At 64.3% G+C, this 14,627-nt stretch carries 18 protein-coding genes; 9 read left to right on the top strand and 9 right to left on the bottom strand.

Features of this window, described 5'->3' with window-relative positions; all coding sequences use genetic code 11:
• Positions 1–47 precede the first annotated feature (47 nt).
• Together IAE34_RS09605 and IAE34_RS09600 are read right to left on the bottom strand one after the other, a co-directional pair.
• Positions 48–2,120, bottom strand: a complete 2,073-nt coding sequence (locus IAE34_RS09605) for an LTA synthase family protein (RefSeq protein ID WP_200138701.1) — start codon at positions 2,118–2,120, stop codon at positions 48–50.
• Between the two features lie 194 nt (positions 2,121–2,314).
• Positions 2,315–2,506, bottom strand: coding sequence for a PLDc N-terminal domain-containing protein (locus IAE34_RS09600; RefSeq protein WP_200138699.1), 192 nt, complete (start codon positions 2,504–2,506; stop codon positions 2,315–2,317).
• A gap of 126 nt (positions 2,507–2,632) precedes the next feature.
• Here IAE34_RS09600 and IAE34_RS09595 point away from each other — a divergent pair, with 126 nt between their 5' ends.
• Positions 2,633–3,571: a ZIP family metal transporter gene (locus tag IAE34_RS09595; RefSeq protein WP_200138697.1), complete on the top strand. Its 939-nt coding sequence runs from the start codon at positions 2,633–2,635 to the stop codon at positions 3,569–3,571.
• 36 nt (positions 3,572–3,607) lie between these two features.
• Here IAE34_RS09595 and IAE34_RS09590 read toward each other — a convergent pair whose 3' ends face one another.
• Positions 3,608–4,138: a hypothetical protein gene (locus IAE34_RS09590; protein ID WP_200138696.1), complete on the bottom strand. Its 531-nt coding sequence runs from the start codon at positions 4,136–4,138 to the stop codon at positions 3,608–3,610.
• Positions 4,139–4,192: 54 nt separating this feature from the next.
• On the bottom strand, positions 4,193–4,714 hold the full coding sequence (locus IAE34_RS09585) for an ankyrin repeat domain-containing protein (protein ID WP_200138694.1): 522 nt from the start codon (positions 4,712–4,714) through the stop codon (positions 4,193–4,195).
• 272 nt (positions 4,715–4,986) lie between these two features.
• Between IAE34_RS09585 and IAE34_RS09580 the strand changes: the two genes are divergently transcribed.
• Positions 4,987–5,259, top strand: a complete 273-nt coding sequence (locus tag IAE34_RS09580) for a DUF3509 domain-containing protein (RefSeq protein WP_200138692.1) — start codon at positions 4,987–4,989, stop codon at positions 5,257–5,259.
• 84 nt (positions 5,260–5,343) lie between these two features.
• Here the strand turns inward: IAE34_RS09580 and IAE34_RS09575 are convergent, their stop codons facing one another.
• From IAE34_RS09575 to aroC, 3 genes are all read right to left on the bottom strand, one after another.
• Positions 5,344–5,874, bottom strand: a complete 531-nt coding sequence (locus tag IAE34_RS09575) for an oxidase (protein ID WP_200138690.1) — start codon at positions 5,872–5,874, stop codon at positions 5,344–5,346.
• Positions 5,874–7,028 carry an MFS transporter gene (locus IAE34_RS09570; RefSeq protein WP_200138688.1) on the bottom strand — a complete coding sequence of 385 codons (1,155 nt, stop codon included), beginning with the start codon at positions 7,026–7,028 and terminating at the stop codon, positions 5,874–5,876. Before IAE34_RS09570 ends, IAE34_RS09575 begins: the two co-directional genes overlap by 1 nt.
• A 62-nt stretch (positions 7,029–7,090) precedes the next feature.
• Positions 7,091–8,182, bottom strand: a complete 1,092-nt coding sequence (gene aroC / locus IAE34_RS09565) for a chorismate synthase (protein ID WP_200138686.1) — start codon at positions 8,180–8,182, stop codon at positions 7,091–7,093.
• Between the two features lie 135 nt (positions 8,183–8,317).
• Here aroC and IAE34_RS09560 point away from each other — a divergent pair, with 135 nt between their 5' ends.
• Entirely contained in the window at positions 8,318–9,274 is a 957-nt protein-coding gene (locus IAE34_RS09560) for an alpha/beta hydrolase family protein (protein WP_200138679.1), read from the top strand.
• A gap of 123 nt (positions 9,275–9,397) precedes the next feature.
• On the top strand, positions 9,398–10,180 hold the full coding sequence (locus IAE34_RS09555) for a hypothetical protein (RefSeq protein WP_200138677.1): 783 nt from the start codon (positions 9,398–9,400) through the stop codon (positions 10,178–10,180).
• A 40-nt stretch (positions 10,181–10,220) separates the two neighbouring features.
• Here the strand turns inward: IAE34_RS09555 and prmB are convergent, their stop codons facing one another.
• Complete coding sequence (gene prmB, locus IAE34_RS09550; protein WP_200138676.1) at positions 10,221–11,129, bottom strand: 50S ribosomal protein L3 N(5)-glutamine methyltransferase; 909 nt, start codon at positions 11,127–11,129, stop codon at positions 10,221–10,223.
• A gap of 177 nt (positions 11,130–11,306) precedes the next feature.
• Between prmB and IAE34_RS09545 the strand changes: the two genes are divergently transcribed.
• The 5 genes from IAE34_RS09545 (at position 11,307) to IAE34_RS09525 (ending at position 13,995) form a co-directional block, all read left to right on the top strand.
• Positions 11,307–11,897 carry a cysteine hydrolase family protein gene (locus IAE34_RS09545; protein WP_200138674.1) on the top strand — a complete coding sequence of 197 codons (591 nt, stop codon included), beginning with the start codon at positions 11,307–11,309 and terminating at the stop codon, positions 11,895–11,897.
• A 62-nt stretch (positions 11,898–11,959) separates the two neighbouring features.
• Positions 11,960–12,280, top strand: coding sequence for a hypothetical protein (locus IAE34_RS09540; RefSeq protein WP_200138672.1), 321 nt, complete (start codon positions 11,960–11,962; stop codon positions 12,278–12,280).
• 90 nt (positions 12,281–12,370) lie between these two features.
• Positions 12,371–12,931 carry a Smr/MutS family protein gene (locus IAE34_RS09535; protein WP_200138670.1) on the top strand — a complete coding sequence of 187 codons (561 nt, stop codon included), beginning with the start codon at positions 12,371–12,373 and terminating at the stop codon, positions 12,929–12,931.
• Between the two features lie 70 nt (positions 12,932–13,001).
• Complete coding sequence (gene folE, locus IAE34_RS09530) at positions 13,002–13,547, top strand: GTP cyclohydrolase I FolE (protein ID WP_200138668.1); 546 nt, start codon at positions 13,002–13,004, stop codon at positions 13,545–13,547.
• Between the two features lie 76 nt (positions 13,548–13,623).
• On the top strand, positions 13,624–13,995 hold the full coding sequence (locus IAE34_RS09525; protein ID WP_200138667.1) for a glutaredoxin family protein: 372 nt from the start codon (positions 13,624–13,626) through the stop codon (positions 13,993–13,995).
• Between the two features lies 1 nt (position 13,996).
• Here IAE34_RS09525 and IAE34_RS09520 read toward each other — a convergent pair whose 3' ends face one another.
• Positions 13,997–14,599 carry a glutathione S-transferase family protein gene (locus tag IAE34_RS09520; RefSeq protein ID WP_200138665.1) on the bottom strand — a complete coding sequence of 201 codons (603 nt, stop codon included), beginning with the start codon at positions 14,597–14,599 and terminating at the stop codon, positions 13,997–13,999.
• Positions 14,600–14,627 lie beyond the last annotated feature (28 nt).

The raw sequence follows: 14,627 nt of genomic DNA, 5'->3' as shown, positions 1-14,627 counted from the left end.
CGAAAAAGCCCGCCGGATCAGGGCGGGCTTTCGATTAGGCTCGGCGCTTACTGCGGCTTGCCGTGCACCACACCTGCCGTGTTGTCCAGCAGACTCTTGGTCGCGGTCTGGATGAACGCTTCCAGGCGCTGGAGCATTTCCGGCTGATCGGGGCTCTGGATCAACTCGGCCTTGAACTCACGGCCCAGTTGGTAGCGATACAACCGTGGGCTCATGTCCTTGGACTCGATGAGCAACTGGTCACCCTGCACCAGCCCGACGATCTGCTCGCTGCCGGAGGGTTTGATCATGCCAATGCCCTGGTCTCCGGCCGGCAGGTTCAGCAGGTCGCGTCCCCAGCACTGATGACGGGTCTCACCACCCAGCCGCCCCATGATGGTGGGCACGATGTCGACCTGGGTGCCCACCGTGTGATCGACCTTGCCGAACTTCTCCTGGATGCCTGGAGCGATCAGCAGCAGCGGCACGTTGAAGCGGCCCAGGTCCAGCTCGGTGACCTGCTGGTGATTGCCGAAGCCGTGGTCGCCGACGATCACGAACAGCGTGTCCTTGAAGTAGGGCTGCTTGCGCGCCTTCTCGAAGAACTGGCCGAGCGCCCAGTCCGAATAGCGCATGGCGGTCAAGTGCTCGTCGAGACGACCCTGGCCGGTGACTTTCTCCACCGGCAGGTTTTCCGGCAGGGCGTAGGGGGTGTGGTTCGACAGCGTCTGCAACAGCGCATAGAACGGCTTCTTGCCATAGTTGTGCGCCAGCTCTTCATTGGCCCGGTCGAACATGTCCTGGTCCGACACGCCCCAGGTCGGGTCGGAGAACACCGGATTGACGAAGTCGTTGCGGCCGATGAAGGTGGTCATGCCCTGGTTGCCGAAGAACCCGGACTGGTTGTCCCAGGCGAAGTCGCCGTTGTAGACGTAGACGTCGTCGTAATCCCGAGCGCTGAGCAACGCTGGCAGACCGGACAGCTTGTGGCCGCCCTCCGGGGTCTGCATCAGGTACTCGAAGCCCGGCAGGTTGGGGAAGCAGGCCATGGTAGCGAACATGCCCTGGTGGGTATGGGTGCCATTGGAGAAGAAGCGGTCGAACAACAGCCCCTCGCCCGCCAGCTTGTCGAAATAGGGCGTGATGTTGTTGGGGCTGCCCAGCGCACCGACCGAATGGCCGGCGAAGCTTTCCATGAGGATGACCACCACGTTCTTGATCGGCAGCGTGCGCTCGGCCGGGGGCCGGAAGTCGCGGCGGATGGCAGCCTGGTCGGCGTCCACCAGCGTGTCGTTGGGCGTGAGCAGCATGTCGCGCACGCTCTGCTGCGCCACATCGGTCTCCAGCACTGGCTTCCAGATGTTCGCGCGGTCCTCGCCGTAGCGACTCTTGGCGGCATCGATCAGGGTCAGTGTACCGTTCAGGCCCAGCTGGTTGACGAAGTTAGAGTCGGTGGTGAAGGCATCACCCCACCGCATCGGAGGTCCCTGGCGCAAGGTGCCGCGCGCCGCGATCACCGCCACCAGCAGCAGCACCATGAACACGGCCAGGCGGCCATACCAGGGCGCCACGTGACGCGCACCGGCCACCGGCGCGGCGCTGCCACGGGTCAGGCGATCGATACCTTTGAACAGCAGGCTCAGCAGCCAGGTGCCGATCAGCCAGGCCAGCAGGTAACGCACCACCGGAAAGCCGTACCAGAGCATGCTCAGAACGGTCTTGGGATCTTCCTGGACATACTGGAACACCAGGCCGTTAAGCCGCTGGTGGAATTCCCTGTAGAAGTCCAGCTCCATTAGGCCGAGGAACATCACCACACTGGCGCTGGCGGTCAGCCATACGCGGAACAGGCCGCGTCGGGCCATGGCCCAGGGACTGAGCGTGGCCAGCAGCAGCGGAATGCTCAGGTAGACCACCACTCGCAGGTCGAAGCGCAGGCCATTGAGGAAGCCCTCCGCCACGGTGGAGGTCGGCGTGTCGCCGATCATGTCGCTGTTGTAGACCAGCAGGGCCAGTCGCACCAGGCTGAGCATCAGCATGATCAGCAGGGCGCTGAGCAGGGTATAGGCGATGTGCGATTTGACGGTCGGCGCGAACGGCACCGACGCGGGCCGCTGCTTCAAGGCATCCGAGTTAGCCATGAATGGGAGGATCCTAGGGTTTCAGAAAGAAGGAAAAGACGCTGGCGCGCCGCTTTCGACCCTCGCCGGACGCTGACCGGCAGGGGGCCATAGATTAAACGTGCGGCGCGGAGTTTGGTGAATCCCCTGTGAAAATTTTGTCACCGAAGTTTTTATGGTCGCGGCTTCTATCATCCGAGCGCCATCATCGGGCTTCAGAAACGCAGGTTCCCTCGCGAACCCGCGATCGCCCAGATGATCAGGCCCAGCACGGGCAGCAACAGGATGAGCAGAATCCACAGGATCTTGATGCCGACCTCGCTGGTGCTCTTGAGCACGTGGAGGATGGCCCAGATGTCCAGCGCGAGGATGATCAGCCCGACCAGGCCGTTGAAGGTGGATCCCATGCGATGACTCCCGCATTGACGTGAATGATGCACAGCATAGTCGGCTATCGCGGCCATGGAAGGGAATCCTTGGCACGTGGCACCGGTCACTGAGTAGACTGAGGTCATTTCCGCTTCGAGGTCCCCATGCCCCCTGCTCACTCCCACGGTGCCAACGCGCCTTCGCTCATCGACGCCTGGCGCAAGCAGCTGCAGACCACGCCGTGGCTGAGTGCCGGCCTTGGCCTGAGCCTGTTGGCTATCGTCATGCTGCTGGTGGCCAGCCTCTGGAATGCCGTGCACGGCGAGCATTCGCAGAACCTGCACCTGGCAGCGCTCGGCGGTCTCTCGGGCTTCGCTGCCACGGCACTGGGCGCCGTGCTGGCGGTGGTACTGCGCGATGTCAGCAGCCGCAGCCAGGACGTCATGCTCGGCTTCGCCGCGGGCATGATGCTGGCCGCCAGCTCGTTTTCCCTGATCCTGCCGGGCCTGGATGCGGCGCGGGACATCACCGGCAACGGGCCGGCCGCGGCCGCTGTGGTGGTGCTGGGCATGGCCCTGGGCGTGCTGCTGATGCTCGGCCTGGACCGCTTCACCCCCCATGAACACGAGAGCACCGGCCCCTGCGGCCCGCAGGCCGAGCGCGTGAACCGCGTATGGCTGTTCGTGCTGGCCATCACCCTGCACAACCTGCCCGAGGGCATGGCCATCGGCGTGAGTTTCACCAACGGCGACATGAGCATCGGCCTGCCGTTGACCAGCGCCATCGCCATCCAGGACATTCCCGAAGGACTGGCCGTGGCCATGGCCCTGCGCGCAACGGGGCTGTCGAACTTCAAGGCGGCCCTGGTGGCGATCGGCTCGGGCCTGATGGAGCCCCTGGGCGCGGTCATCGGCCTGGGCATCTCCACCGGATTCGCCCTCGCCTACCCGATCAGCATGGGCCTGGCTGCGGGTGCGATGATCTTCGTGGTGTCCCACGAAGTGATTCCCGAAACCCACCGCAACGGCCACCAGACCTCGGCGACCCTGGGCCTGATGGGCGGTTTCGCAGTGATGATGTTTCTTGATACGGCCCTGGGCTAGGCTCGCAGGGCCGGTGCAACAGTACCGCTCGGCCGGTCAGACGTGCTGGGCGTTCCTGAGGGCTTGCAACGCAGGCTCCACGCGGATACCCAGGGCGTCGCCGAGTTCGACCACGCGCGCCAGGTCGTGCTGGCCCACCATTACCACTTGCAGTTCGTCATCGAGCAACTGGCTGAAGTTGAGCAGCATGTAGCCACCTGCCTCCTTGTTCAAGGCGCCCATCTGAACCTGAATGCGATTGAGCGCGGTCAGGGGTTCGGTGCGGGCCAGCTGCTTCGGCTTGAGGGTGAACGCAATGCTGCGGTCGAAGGACTCGGTGATGGCCTGGAACAACCCTTCATAGGTGTCGGCCTGAAACAGCACGGTGTCCGGCAGGCTGCCGAGCACCACCCATTCACCGAGCGGGATGGGAAAACTGTCGTCGTAATTGATGTCGGGGTTGGCGGCCAGGAAGGCAGCGGGATCAGCGTAGGCTTGGGCGGCTTCGTCAGCGATGCGCTGCATGTCCGCGTCGCGCATGCAGCCAGCGCCGATGAGGCGAATGAATTCGAGCAACTGTTGTTCCATGAGGGGGCACGCCTGGCGGTTTGCGAAAAGGCGCCAAGGATACCCCCAGCCCCTTCAGCCGGCCAAGGCTTGCAGGCGCGAAGCTGCCTCGCTGGCGCCCATGGTCTGCGCCGCCACCAGCGCAGTGGCGCCGCGCGCGTCCCTGTGCGCTGGGTCTGCGCCCTGAGCCAGCAGGTAGTCGAGGATCTCGCTGCGGTTGAACATCGCCGCCAGCATCAGCGCCGTACGACCATCCTGTGCAGCCGCATCCACCGGCACCCCGTGGTCGACCAGCAGGCGAATCATGGCAAGGTCGCCCTTGAACGCGGCCCCGGCAATCGGCAACTGGCCGTTGTCGTTGGCGATCAGCGGATCGGCCCCATGGGCCAGCAGCACTTTCACTGCGTCATGATGGCCGTGATAGCTGGCCAACATAAGCAGTGTATCGCCCTTGTGGTTACGCAAGTTCGCAGGCAGCCCACCTTCGAGCAGACGCTCGATCATCGCAGCGTCGCCGCGCCGAGCACGTTCGAACACCTCCGCGGCGAACGCGGCGGACTCGTCTTCAGTCATGGTGACGGGCTGGGCATCGGACATTCTGCAACCTCCTGGCAATTAGGGACGACCTCATTCTGTGTCAGGCCCAGGAGCGATGGCAAAGGTTCAGATTCTATCGATACCGAAGATCGGGTCTATGGCATTGCAAAATGCACTGTGCAAATTGCATGACCATGCACATTGCATGGAAGGGGTTCTCGAAAAACGCTATAAGTATTTGATTAATAAGGAAAATATCTAAAACGCAATGCTGGCACGGTGACTGCAATTACCTACTCACGATTGCCAACACTTACGCTTCAGGAGTTGATATGGACCTTATTCAGGAAAAATTCGTTTCGGTCTTTTCCGCCTACCAAGTCGACACCAAGCCCCGTCCAGACGGTGGCATTCTGCTGACCCTACGTGCAGCCAACGGCACCGTGACCCGCCGGGTACTGTCCTATGGTCAACTGCACAGTGCCGAGCAGTTGTCTTGGGCAATCAGCGCCATTCGCCGCGACTTGGCTGAACAAGCGAGCGAGCTGCCAGTGATCTCCATGCTTCAGAGCCAGCAACGCTTCGCACTGCCGACCTACCGTTGAGAGCCGATCAAGAGCGTGAGGCACTCCTGCGCCCTGAGGGGATTGCGCAGGGGCAGGAGGGTCCCACGGTTGCCCCATGCGGCTTTAGAGCTCGCTCATGCCGGGAAGTTCGCGGCACGTTTCGTCGCCGGTGAAGACAGGGGCCTGACCGCTTCGATATATGCGTATGGCCAGGCAATGAGGCCTGTCCCCCAAATCGATCCAGCGTCGGGCACGCGCGGGAATGCGCAGGCTGTCACCTCGTTCGCAGAGCACCGAGTAAATCAACTCACCGATGCGCACACTCACTTGAGCACGTCCAGCCGCAACGGTCAGCGTCTCCTGCGCCTCGTGAACATGTTCTTCATGCCATCGTCCGGTCACCGGCTGGTCACTTGCATGATCCAGCAGATCCCACGCCACGGCGCCCTCTTCGATCCGCATCGAGTCGATCATCTCTTGCACATCATGCATTACCGACTGCTCGCCCTCCCCTGGGCAAAGCGGTTGGATCTGTGCGCGTTTGGACAGCTCCATCCCCTGCTCGGCCAGTGTGGCGACGATGTCCTCATAATGAGTGAGAACCTTGTAGGGATGTAGAGGACTGTCGGAATGAAAGACGCTGAGAATGCTCATCAGGAACTGCTCCTGCTCGATGAAGAATGACGGGAGATGATAAAGGCAGCCGCCAACGCCGCGAGGCTGGCCATGGCGAAGGTGAAAGCGGGACCCAGGTCTCTCCAGGCATATCCGGAAAACAATGCACCAAGTGCGCCGCCCGTACCGGACAACGCGGCATACAATGCCTGCCCCTGGCCCTGCTGGCGAGCGCCGAAGCTCGACTGCACGAAGGCGATGCACGCCGCATGGAAGCAACCGAAGGTGGCTGCGTGCAGCACCTGGGCCAACACCAGCACCGCGGGCAGTGCCGCCAGGTTGCCCAGCAGGCCCCACCGCAGCGCTGCGAGCAGAAAGCTCGCCAGCAGCACGGTGCGCACCGTGAAGTGGGCGAAGACTCGGCTCATCAGCATGAACATCACCACCTCCGCTACCACTCCCAGCGCCCACAGCAGTCCGATGGCGCCTCGTCCGTAGCCCAGTTGTTCCAGGTGCAGCGTGAGGAGGGTGTAGTAAGGCCCGTGACTGAACTGCATCAGCGCCACGCAGGCATAGAACGATAGCACTCCAGGCGAGCGCAGCTGCGCGAGGAAGCCTTCGGCGCCGGGACGTGCCGCCTGCTCCACGGGCTGTGCGCTGGGCACCCACAAGCTGGCCAGGACGATGGCGGCCATGATGCCGACCAACGCCAGCGGATAGACGTCCAGGCTGAGCCATTCGAACAAGCGACCCAGCCCCACCACGGCGAGGATGAATCCCACCGACCCCCACAGCCTCACCTGGCTGTACCGCGCACTCTGGCCCTGCAAGTGCGCCAGGGTGATGACCTCGAACTGCGGCAGGACGGCGTGCCAGAAGAAGGCGTGCAGGGCCATCACCAAGGCCAGCCAGGCATAACTCTTGGCCATGAAGATCAGCGAAAAGCTCGCCAGCGTGCTCACTGCCCCTAGGCGCACGATCAACAGCCGGCGCCCGCTGCGATCGCCCAACCAACCCCACAGGTTGGGCGCTACGCAGCGCATGAGCATGGGAATCGCCACCAGCTCGCCGATTCGGGCCGGAGTGAATCCCAGGTGATCAAAATACAGCGCCAGAAAGGGCGCCGTGCCGCCCAGCAGGGCGAAGTAGCACAGATAGAAGCTGGACAGACGCCAGTAGGGAATTGGCAGCATGGGGCGACCTCAGCGATGCCGAGCGGGCGCTGTCACCTCAATGGCGACAGCGCTGCCTCGAATCAGCGCTGAGCGAGCACCGGCGTGCTCACCTTGACCTCGGCGTTCTGCGCCCGGTGGCGCAGCAGGTGATCCATCAACACGATGGCCATCATCGCCTCGGCGATCGGCGTGGCGCGAATGCCCACGCACGGGTCGTGACGACCTTTGGTCACCACTTCCACGGCATTGCCCTGCACGTCGACGGAACGGCCAGGCACGGTGATACTGGAAGTCGGCTTGAGCGCCAGATGCGCGACGATTGGCTGGCCCGAGGAAATACCGCCAAGGATGCCACCGGCATTGTTGCTGACGAAGCCTTCGGGGGTCATCTCGTCGCGGTGTTCGCTGCCACGCTGAGCCACGCTGGCGAAACCGGCACCGATTTCCACGCCCTTGACCGCATTGATGCTCATCAGCGCATGGGCCAGTTCGGCGTCGAGGCGGTCGAAGATCGGCTCACCGAGCCCGGGCATGACGCCTTCGGCGACCACGGTGATCTTCGCACCGACCGAGTCCTGATCACGCCGCAGCTGATCCATGTAGGTCTCAAGCTCAGGCACCTTGTCTGGATCGGGACAGAAGAAGGCATTGTGCTCCACGCTGTCCCAGGTCTTGAACGGAATCGGAATCGGGCCGAGCTGGCTCATGTACCCACGCACGCGGATTCCCTGGGTGGCCAGGAACTTCTTGGCGATGGCGCCGGCGGCCACGCGCATGGCGGTCTCGCGGGCCGAGCTGCGGCCGCCGCCGCGGTAATCGCGGTGGCCGTACTTGTGGTGATAGGTGTAGTCGGCGTGTGCCGGGCGGAACAGGTCCTTGATCGACGAGTAGTCCTTGGACTTCTGGTCGGTGTTGCGGATCAGCAGACCGATCGAGCAGCCCGTGGTGCGGCCCTCGAACACGCCGGAGAGGATTTCGACCTCATCGGCTTCCTGGCGCTGGGTGGTGTGGCGGCTGGTACCCGGCTTGCGCCGATCCAGATCACGCTGCAGATCGTCCAGGGTGAGCTCCAGGCCGGGCGGGCAGCCGTCGACGATGGCCACCAGGGCGGGGCCATGGCTTTCGCCTGCGGTGGTGACGGTGAACAGCTTGCCGTAGGTATTGCCGGACATGGACGCTCCGCGAAATCAGCCTGAATTTGGGAAGGCCGCCAGTATACGGAAAGCCGGGGCCCTGCGACAAAAAACCCGAGAACCTTCCACCAGCGCCTCGGTCAAACCGAGCACCTCCCCACGCAGTATTTCTCGATGCGCCTCGTCGCCCTCTTCCTGCTGTTGTGCACCAGCCTGGCCCATGCTGCCGCCCCCGTCGTCATCAAGCGCCCCATCGATCTGGACACCGGCACCGGCGTGCTGCACGGCAGCCTGTTGCTGCCACAGCAGGACACGCCGCCGCCGGTGGCGCTGATCATCTCCGGCTCCGGCCCCACCGACCGTGATGGCAACAACCCGGCCTCCGGACGTCTGGACAACCTCAAGCGCCTGGCTCAACTGCTGGCCAGCGAGGGTATCGCCAGCGTGCGCTACGACAAGCGTGGCGTGGCCGCGAGCCGACCGGCCGCACCGGATGAGCGCGACCTGAGCGTGGAAGGCTATGTCGCCGACGTGGTGGCCTGGGCGCACCAGTTGCACGCCGATCCACGCTTCGGCCCCCTGGTGCTGATCGGGCACAGTGAAGGCGCACTGATCGCCAGCCTGGCCGCGCCCCAGGCCGATGCCCGCGCGGTCATCACCCTGGCCGGCAGCGGCAGGCCCATCGCCCAGGTGCTGCGCGAACAGCTGGCCGAGCGCCTGGCGCCGGCGCAACGGGTGCGCGGCGATCGTCTGCTCGATCGCCTGCAGGCCGGGCAGACCAGCCTGGACGTGCCCGCTTCGCTGCGCGAGGTGTTTCGCCCCACCGTGCAACCCTATCTGATCTCGCTGTTCCGCCAGGACCCGGCTGCCGCCTTCGCGCGGTTGCAGGTGCCGGCGCTGATCGTCCAAGGCCGCAACGACGTGCAGGTCGATGTACAGGATGCCGAACGGCTCAAGGCGGCCAAACCCGATGCGCACCTGGTGTTGATCGATGGCATGAACCACATGCTGCGCATCACGCCCAAGGCCATGAGCCAGCAACGCGACAGCTACACCAACCCCGACCTGCCCCTGGCCCGCGAACTGGGCGAGCAGGTGGTCGCCTTCATCCGTGGTCTGCAAGCGGGCTGACAGCGCCCGGCCTCAGGTCTTGCCCTGTCCTGCCGATAACGCAGGACAACAGGCGGTGGATTCGCGCGCAGCGTTGGCACGTGCACACGATCACCATCGACCGCCGCATTCGAGGATGGCCTGATGACCGATGCACCCGCCGCCGAGGCGACCGAACAAGAACAGCCCGAGAGCCCGCCGCTGCCCTGGGCCGATCTGGCGCCCGAGCATTTCCAGCTGCTGCGCCTGGCCCAGCTGCCCACCGACCGCAGCACCGGTGCGCGGCCCCTGCGTTTCGTGCAGTTCGGCTATGCCGAGCGCCATGACAAGACCAGCAGCCTGCTGCGCCTGGAAGTGATGCTCCCGGGACAGAAAGTACGCAAGGAACAGAATCGCCTGGACGTGCGAGTCGATCACCAGCAGCACCGGGTGTACATCGCCGAAGCTGCTGGCTTGCAGCTCGAGCCACTCAATCGAGGGCTGGGACGCTACCTGTTGGGCCAGGCCGTGCAGTGGCTGCAGCGCAAGTGGTCGCACTATCGGGTCGAGGGCATGGCCTTGCCGACCAAGGATGCCTTGAGCGAGGACTCGCGCCTGCGCCGCGACCATGTGCTGCGCAGTCTGGGCATCGAAGTGGAATACGCCGAAGGCCAGACGCTCAAGGCGCGCACCGTCGACACCCCGGTTGGCCAGCTCAAGGGGGGCTGGAGCGGCGAGAAGCTCCAGCGTGTCGACCTGCTCGAAGCAGCGACGCTGTTGCAGCAGGCCGACCAGAAGCTGCACGAAAAGGACATGCAGATCCGCGAACGCGACGAGCGTGTGGCCAAGTACCGTCGTGAAGACACCGGGCTGCGCTTCACCATCACCTGCCTGGTGGCCTTCGCGGTGTTCCAGGCGGGATTGCTGATCTGGATCGCCACCCGCTGAGACGCCGGCGCGGGGCCGCCCTGCCCCGCGTCGTCGAGGATCACACCCGCGAAGCGAACAGTTCCTGATGATCGCGGCATTGCTGCGCCGTGAGCAGGAACACGCCGTGGCCACCGCGCTCGAAGTCCAGCCAGGTGAAATCCACTTCCGGGTAGAGGCTTTCGACGTGGACCTGGCTGTTGCCCACCTCGACGATCAGCAGGCCCTTTTCGTTCAGGTGTTCGGCCGCTTCGGCGAGCATCCGGCGTACCAGGTCCAGGCCGTCCTTGCCGCAGGCCAGTCCCAGTTCCGGCTCGTGCTGGTACTCGGCGGGCATGTCGGCGAAGTCCTCGGCGTCCACATAGGGCGGGTTGGACAGGATCAGGTCGAAGCGCTGGCCCGGCAGACCGGCGAAGCCGTCACCCTGAACGGTGAACACACGCTGATCGAGCCCGTGCCGCTCGATGTTGCGGTTGGCCACTTCCAGCGCTTCGAACGACAGGTCGGCCAGCACCACTTCGGCTTCAGGGAACACGTCGGCGGCGACGATGCCCAGGCAGCCTGAACCGGTGCACAGGTCCAGGATGCGCGCCGGCTCGCTGGCCAGCCAAGGCTCGAAGCGCTTCTCGATCAGTTCGCCGATCGGCGAGCGCGGGACCAGCACGCGCTCGTCGACGATGAACGACATGCCACAGAACCAGGACTCGCCCAACAGGTAGGCGGTGGGCACACGCTCCTCGATCCGGCGCTTGAGCAGATGTTGCAGGCGTACCCGTTCGTCATCCTCCAGCTGGCAGTCCAGGTAGCTGTCGGCCACCTGCCAGGGCAGGTGCACCGCGCCCAGCACCAGCAGGCGCGCCTCGTCCCAGGCGTTGTCGGCACCATGGCCGAAGAACAGCTCGTGCTCGTGGAATCGGCTGACGGCCCAGCGGATATGATCGCGCAAGGTGCGCAGACGGGAAGTGATCACGGAGTACTCCTTTTCAGACTGTACAAAAGTCTAACAGCCCCGACGCTGAAATGTTCCACCTGATGCGGCCCAGCTAGCCCGAGGCCAGCAACGACGCCATATGCGTTGTCAACCATTCACATTGACGCCCAGGCAGGGGACAATGGCGCCATGTAAGCCCTTTTCGAGGAGCCCTTGATGTCCGTTCCAACCACCATGTTCCGTCTCACCGGTCGCGACTACCCGCCCGCTCGGCTGAGCCAGGCCAGCCTGATCGTCATCGATGCGCAGAAGGAATACCTGAGCGGCCCACTGGCGCTGTCCGGCATGGACGAGGCCGTGGCCAACATCGCCCGGTTGCTCGAGGCGGCCCGCCAGGCCGGTCGCCCGATCGTGCATGTGCGCCACCTCGGCACGGTTGGCGGACGCTTCGACCCCCAGGGCCCGGCTGGCGAGTTCATCCCCGGCCTGGAGCCGCAGGGCGACGAAGTGGTCATCGAAAAACGCATGCCCAACGCGTTCAAGAACACCGCCCTGCACGAGACGCTGCAAGGCCTGGGTCATCTGGACCTGATCGTCTGCGGCTTCATGAGCCATTCCAGCGTCAGCACTACGGTGCGCCGAGCCAAGGACTATGGCTACCGCTGCACCCTGGTCGAAGACGCCTCGGCCACCCGCGACCTGGCCTTCAAGGACAGGGTGATTCCGGCCGCGCAGATCCATCTAAACGAAATGGCCGTGATGGCTGACAACTTCGCCTGCGTGGCGCCCACCGCCAGCCTGATCTGAGCGCTGCGGAACCGCACGCACTGGTGCAGGTCGAATCGCGATAGCCACCGAGGACCACGGTCATGAAGCTCAAGGGCAGTTTCGATGCCAAACGCCTGCGCCCGCGTGAACCGGGCAACTGGGGCGCGCGCCTGACGGCGGCGCTGTCGGCACTGCTCGCGACGCTGGGCATCCTCCTGGCCATGGCAGGCATCGCCGGTCTGCTGGGCAATTACGACGCCCTGGCCGAGCTCAACGCCAATCATCCGCTGGCTGCGGGTCTGGTGGTCTTCGGCCTGGCGCTGCTGTACCTGGGCGTACGCCTGTGGCGCATGAGTCGTATTCGTCTGCGCCGCAGTCGCGACCTCAACCTCTCGCCGCACCTGATGAAACGGCACGACTGAGCCGGTGCGAGTCAGGCTCGCCCGCCACTCGCGCACGGCTGACGAGGTTGCGCCGATCACGTAGACTACGCCGCCCACGCGGAGGCACACATGCAAGACGACGACTTCTCCCTGTTTCGTACCCAGGTGCGCGGCGTCAAGCCGATCGCCCACGATCGTGCCGATGTCGGCAAGCCCAAGGCCGACCGTGCGCGGCTGGCAGGCCTGCGCCAGGCTGCCAGCGTGCGCAGCGGCCAGGCGCTGGTGGTCGATGGCCTCTCGGACCAGTTCGTCATCGACGTAGGCGCCGAAGAAGAGCTGATGTGGCGCCGCGACGGTGTGCAGGAAAGCCAGGTGCGCAAGCTCAAGCTGGGACAGATCGCCTTCGAGGGCAGCTTGGACCTGCACGGCATGACGGTCGAGCGTGCCCGCGAGACGTTGTGGGACTTCCTCGCCGAGGCCACGCGCCTGGAAGTGCGCTGCGTGCGGGTCACCCATGGCAAGGCGGCGCGCCTGGATGGCAAGCGTCCGATGATCAAGAGCCACGTCAACACCTGGCTACGCCAGCATCCGCAGGTGCTCGGCTTCGCCTCCTGCCAGCCACGCCACGGCGGTACGGGCGCCCTTTACGTCATGCTCAAGCGGACCATGCTCGAAGGGCGAGACGAGTGATCTGACGCTTGCAGCGCAGCCTGCGCCGCCGTACCCTTCGTTTTTGCGTTTTCTCCCCACAGGTAGATCCATGTCCCTGGAACAGAACTACACCGAGATCCTCAGCCAACTCGGCGAGGACGTCTCCCGCGAAGGCCTGCTCGACACGCCGAAGCGGGCTGCGAAGGCCATGAAGTACCTTTGCCGCGGTTATGAACAAACGCTCGAGGAAGTCACCAACGGCGCGCTGTTCACTTCAGACAACAGCGAGATGGTGCTGGTACGCGACATCGAGCTGTACTCGATGTGCGAGCACCACATGCTGCCGTTCATTGGCAAGGCCCACGTGGCCTACCTGCCCAAGGGCAAGGTGCTGGGGCTGTCCAAGGTGGCGCGGATCGTCGACATGTACGCACGCCGCCTGCAGATCCAGGAAAACCTCAGCCGGCAGATCGCCGAGGCGATCTCTCAGGTCACCGGCGCGGCCGGAGTGGCGGTGGTCATCGAAGCCAAGCACATGTGCATGATGATGCGCGGCGTGGAGAAGCAGAACTCCAGCATGATCACCTCGGTGATGCTCGGCGAGTTCCGTGACAATGCCTCGACCCGCAGCGAGTTCCTCAGCCTGATCAAATGATCGGCGTCGACCCTGGGCCGACCCTTTGGGGGTCGGCTTTTTATTGGCCAGCGAGCCAGCGGATCAGGAGTAGCCCATGATCGTCAAAGCCCTGCGGGTCGGCCTCGGCCAGCTCATCGTATTCGGCGACTGGATCAGCCGCCCGGCCAAGCGCAAGCGCGATGCGGCCGCCCAGGCCCAGGTCGAAGCGCAGGCCAAGGACCTGGCGCTCTACCAGTTCCATGCCTGCCCGTTCTGCGTCAAGACCCGTCGCGCCCTGCATCGGCTGAACGTGCCCGTAGCGCTGCGCGATGCCAAGCACGACCCGCAGCACCGCCAGGCGCTGCTCGAGGGTGGCGGCCGGGTCAAGGTGCCGTGCCTGCGCATCGACGAAGAGGGCCGTAGCACCTGGATGTACGAGTCCAACGACATCATCGCCTACCTGGAAAAGCGCTTCGGCGCGATCTGACTCAACTCACCATCGGCACGTGCCGCGGGTGGCTGGCGACACGCTCCAGCCAGGCGCGTACCGCTGGATACTCGGTCAGATCGAAGCCGCCCTGGTGAGCGACGTGGGTGTAGGCGTAGAGCGCCACATCGGCGATCGAATACTGCTCGCCCACCAGGTACGGCGTCATGTGCAACTGCCGTTCCATCACCCGCAGCGCCTTGTAGCCGCCCTTGTGCAACTTGCGGTATTCCTCCAGACGCTCCTGCGGCAGCCCCAGGTAGAACTGGATGAAACGCGCCACCGCCACGTAGGGTTCATGGCTGTACTGTTCGAAGAACTGCCATTGCAGCACCTGGGTGCGCAGCCGCGGCTCCTCGGGCAGGTACTCGCTGCCGTCGGCGAGAAAATTGAGGATCGCGTTGGACTCCCACAGGCACGTGCCATCCTCGAGCTCCAGCACTGGCACCTTGCCGTTGGGGTTGCGTGCCAGAAACTCTGGGGTCTCGGTCTCGCCCTTGAGAATGTCCACCGCATGCCACTGGCAGGTGCGCCCCAGCAGGCTCAGCATCAGCTTGACCTTGTAGCAGTTACCCGACTGATAGTCCCCATAGACCTTGTACATTGCCCCTCCCCTCCTGTGCAGTGGCCGG

It is taken from the genome of Pseudomonas sp. S30 (assembly GCF_016518545.1).
Taxonomy (GTDB): domain Bacteria; phylum Pseudomonadota; class Gammaproteobacteria; order Pseudomonadales; family Pseudomonadaceae; genus Aquipseudomonas.
This window is presented reverse-complemented; position numbering and strand designations above follow the sequence as displayed.

What these genes read in the sequence shown, in the direction of transcription:
- IAE34_RS09605 (WP_200138701.1), bottom strand. Translation starts at nt 2,120, where the DNA reads ATGGCTAACTCGGATGCCTTGAAGCAGCGGCCCGCGTCGGTGCCGTTC.
- IAE34_RS09600 (WP_200138699.1), bottom strand. Translation starts at nt 2,506, where the DNA reads ATGGGATCCACCTTCAACGGCCTGGTCGGGCTGATCATCCTCGCGCTG.
- IAE34_RS09595 (WP_200138697.1), top strand. Translation starts at nt 2,633, where the DNA reads ATGCCCCCTGCTCACTCCCACGGTGCCAACGCGCCTTCGCTCATCGAC.
- IAE34_RS09590 (WP_200138696.1), bottom strand. Translation starts at nt 4,138, where the DNA reads ATGGAACAACAGTTGCTCGAATTCATTCGCCTCATCGGCGCTGGCTGC.
- IAE34_RS09585 (WP_200138694.1), bottom strand. Translation starts at nt 4,714, where the DNA reads ATGTCCGATGCCCAGCCCGTCACCATGACTGAAGACGAGTCCGCCGCG.
- IAE34_RS09580 (WP_200138692.1), top strand. Translation starts at nt 4,987, where the DNA reads ATGGACCTTATTCAGGAAAAATTCGTTTCGGTCTTTTCCGCCTACCAA.
- IAE34_RS09575 (WP_200138690.1), bottom strand. Translation starts at nt 5,874, where the DNA reads ATGAGCATTCTCAGCGTCTTTCATTCCGACAGTCCTCTACATCCCTAC.
- IAE34_RS09570 (WP_200138688.1), bottom strand. Translation starts at nt 7,028, where the DNA reads ATGCTGCCAATTCCCTACTGGCGTCTGTCCAGCTTCTATCTGTGCTAC.
- aroC (WP_200138686.1), bottom strand. Translation starts at nt 8,182, where the DNA reads ATGTCCGGCAATACCTACGGCAAGCTGTTCACCGTCACCACCGCAGGC.
- IAE34_RS09560 (WP_200138679.1), top strand. Translation starts at nt 8,318, where the DNA reads ATGCGCCTCGTCGCCCTCTTCCTGCTGTTGTGCACCAGCCTGGCCCAT.
- IAE34_RS09555 (WP_200138677.1), top strand. Translation starts at nt 9,398, where the DNA reads ATGACCGATGCACCCGCCGCCGAGGCGACCGAACAAGAACAGCCCGAG.
- IAE34_RS09545 (WP_200138674.1), top strand. Translation starts at nt 11,307, where the DNA reads ATGTCCGTTCCAACCACCATGTTCCGTCTCACCGGTCGCGACTACCCG.
- IAE34_RS09540 (WP_200138672.1), top strand. Translation starts at nt 11,960, where the DNA reads ATGAAGCTCAAGGGCAGTTTCGATGCCAAACGCCTGCGCCCGCGTGAA.
- IAE34_RS09535 (WP_200138670.1), top strand. Translation starts at nt 12,371, where the DNA reads ATGCAAGACGACGACTTCTCCCTGTTTCGTACCCAGGTGCGCGGCGTC.
- folE (WP_200138668.1), top strand. Translation starts at nt 13,002, where the DNA reads ATGTCCCTGGAACAGAACTACACCGAGATCCTCAGCCAACTCGGCGAG.
- IAE34_RS09525 (WP_200138667.1), top strand. Translation starts at nt 13,624, where the DNA reads ATGATCGTCAAAGCCCTGCGGGTCGGCCTCGGCCAGCTCATCGTATTC.
- IAE34_RS09520 (WP_200138665.1), bottom strand. Translation starts at nt 14,599, where the DNA reads ATGTACAAGGTCTATGGGGACTATCAGTCGGGTAACTGCTACAAGGTC.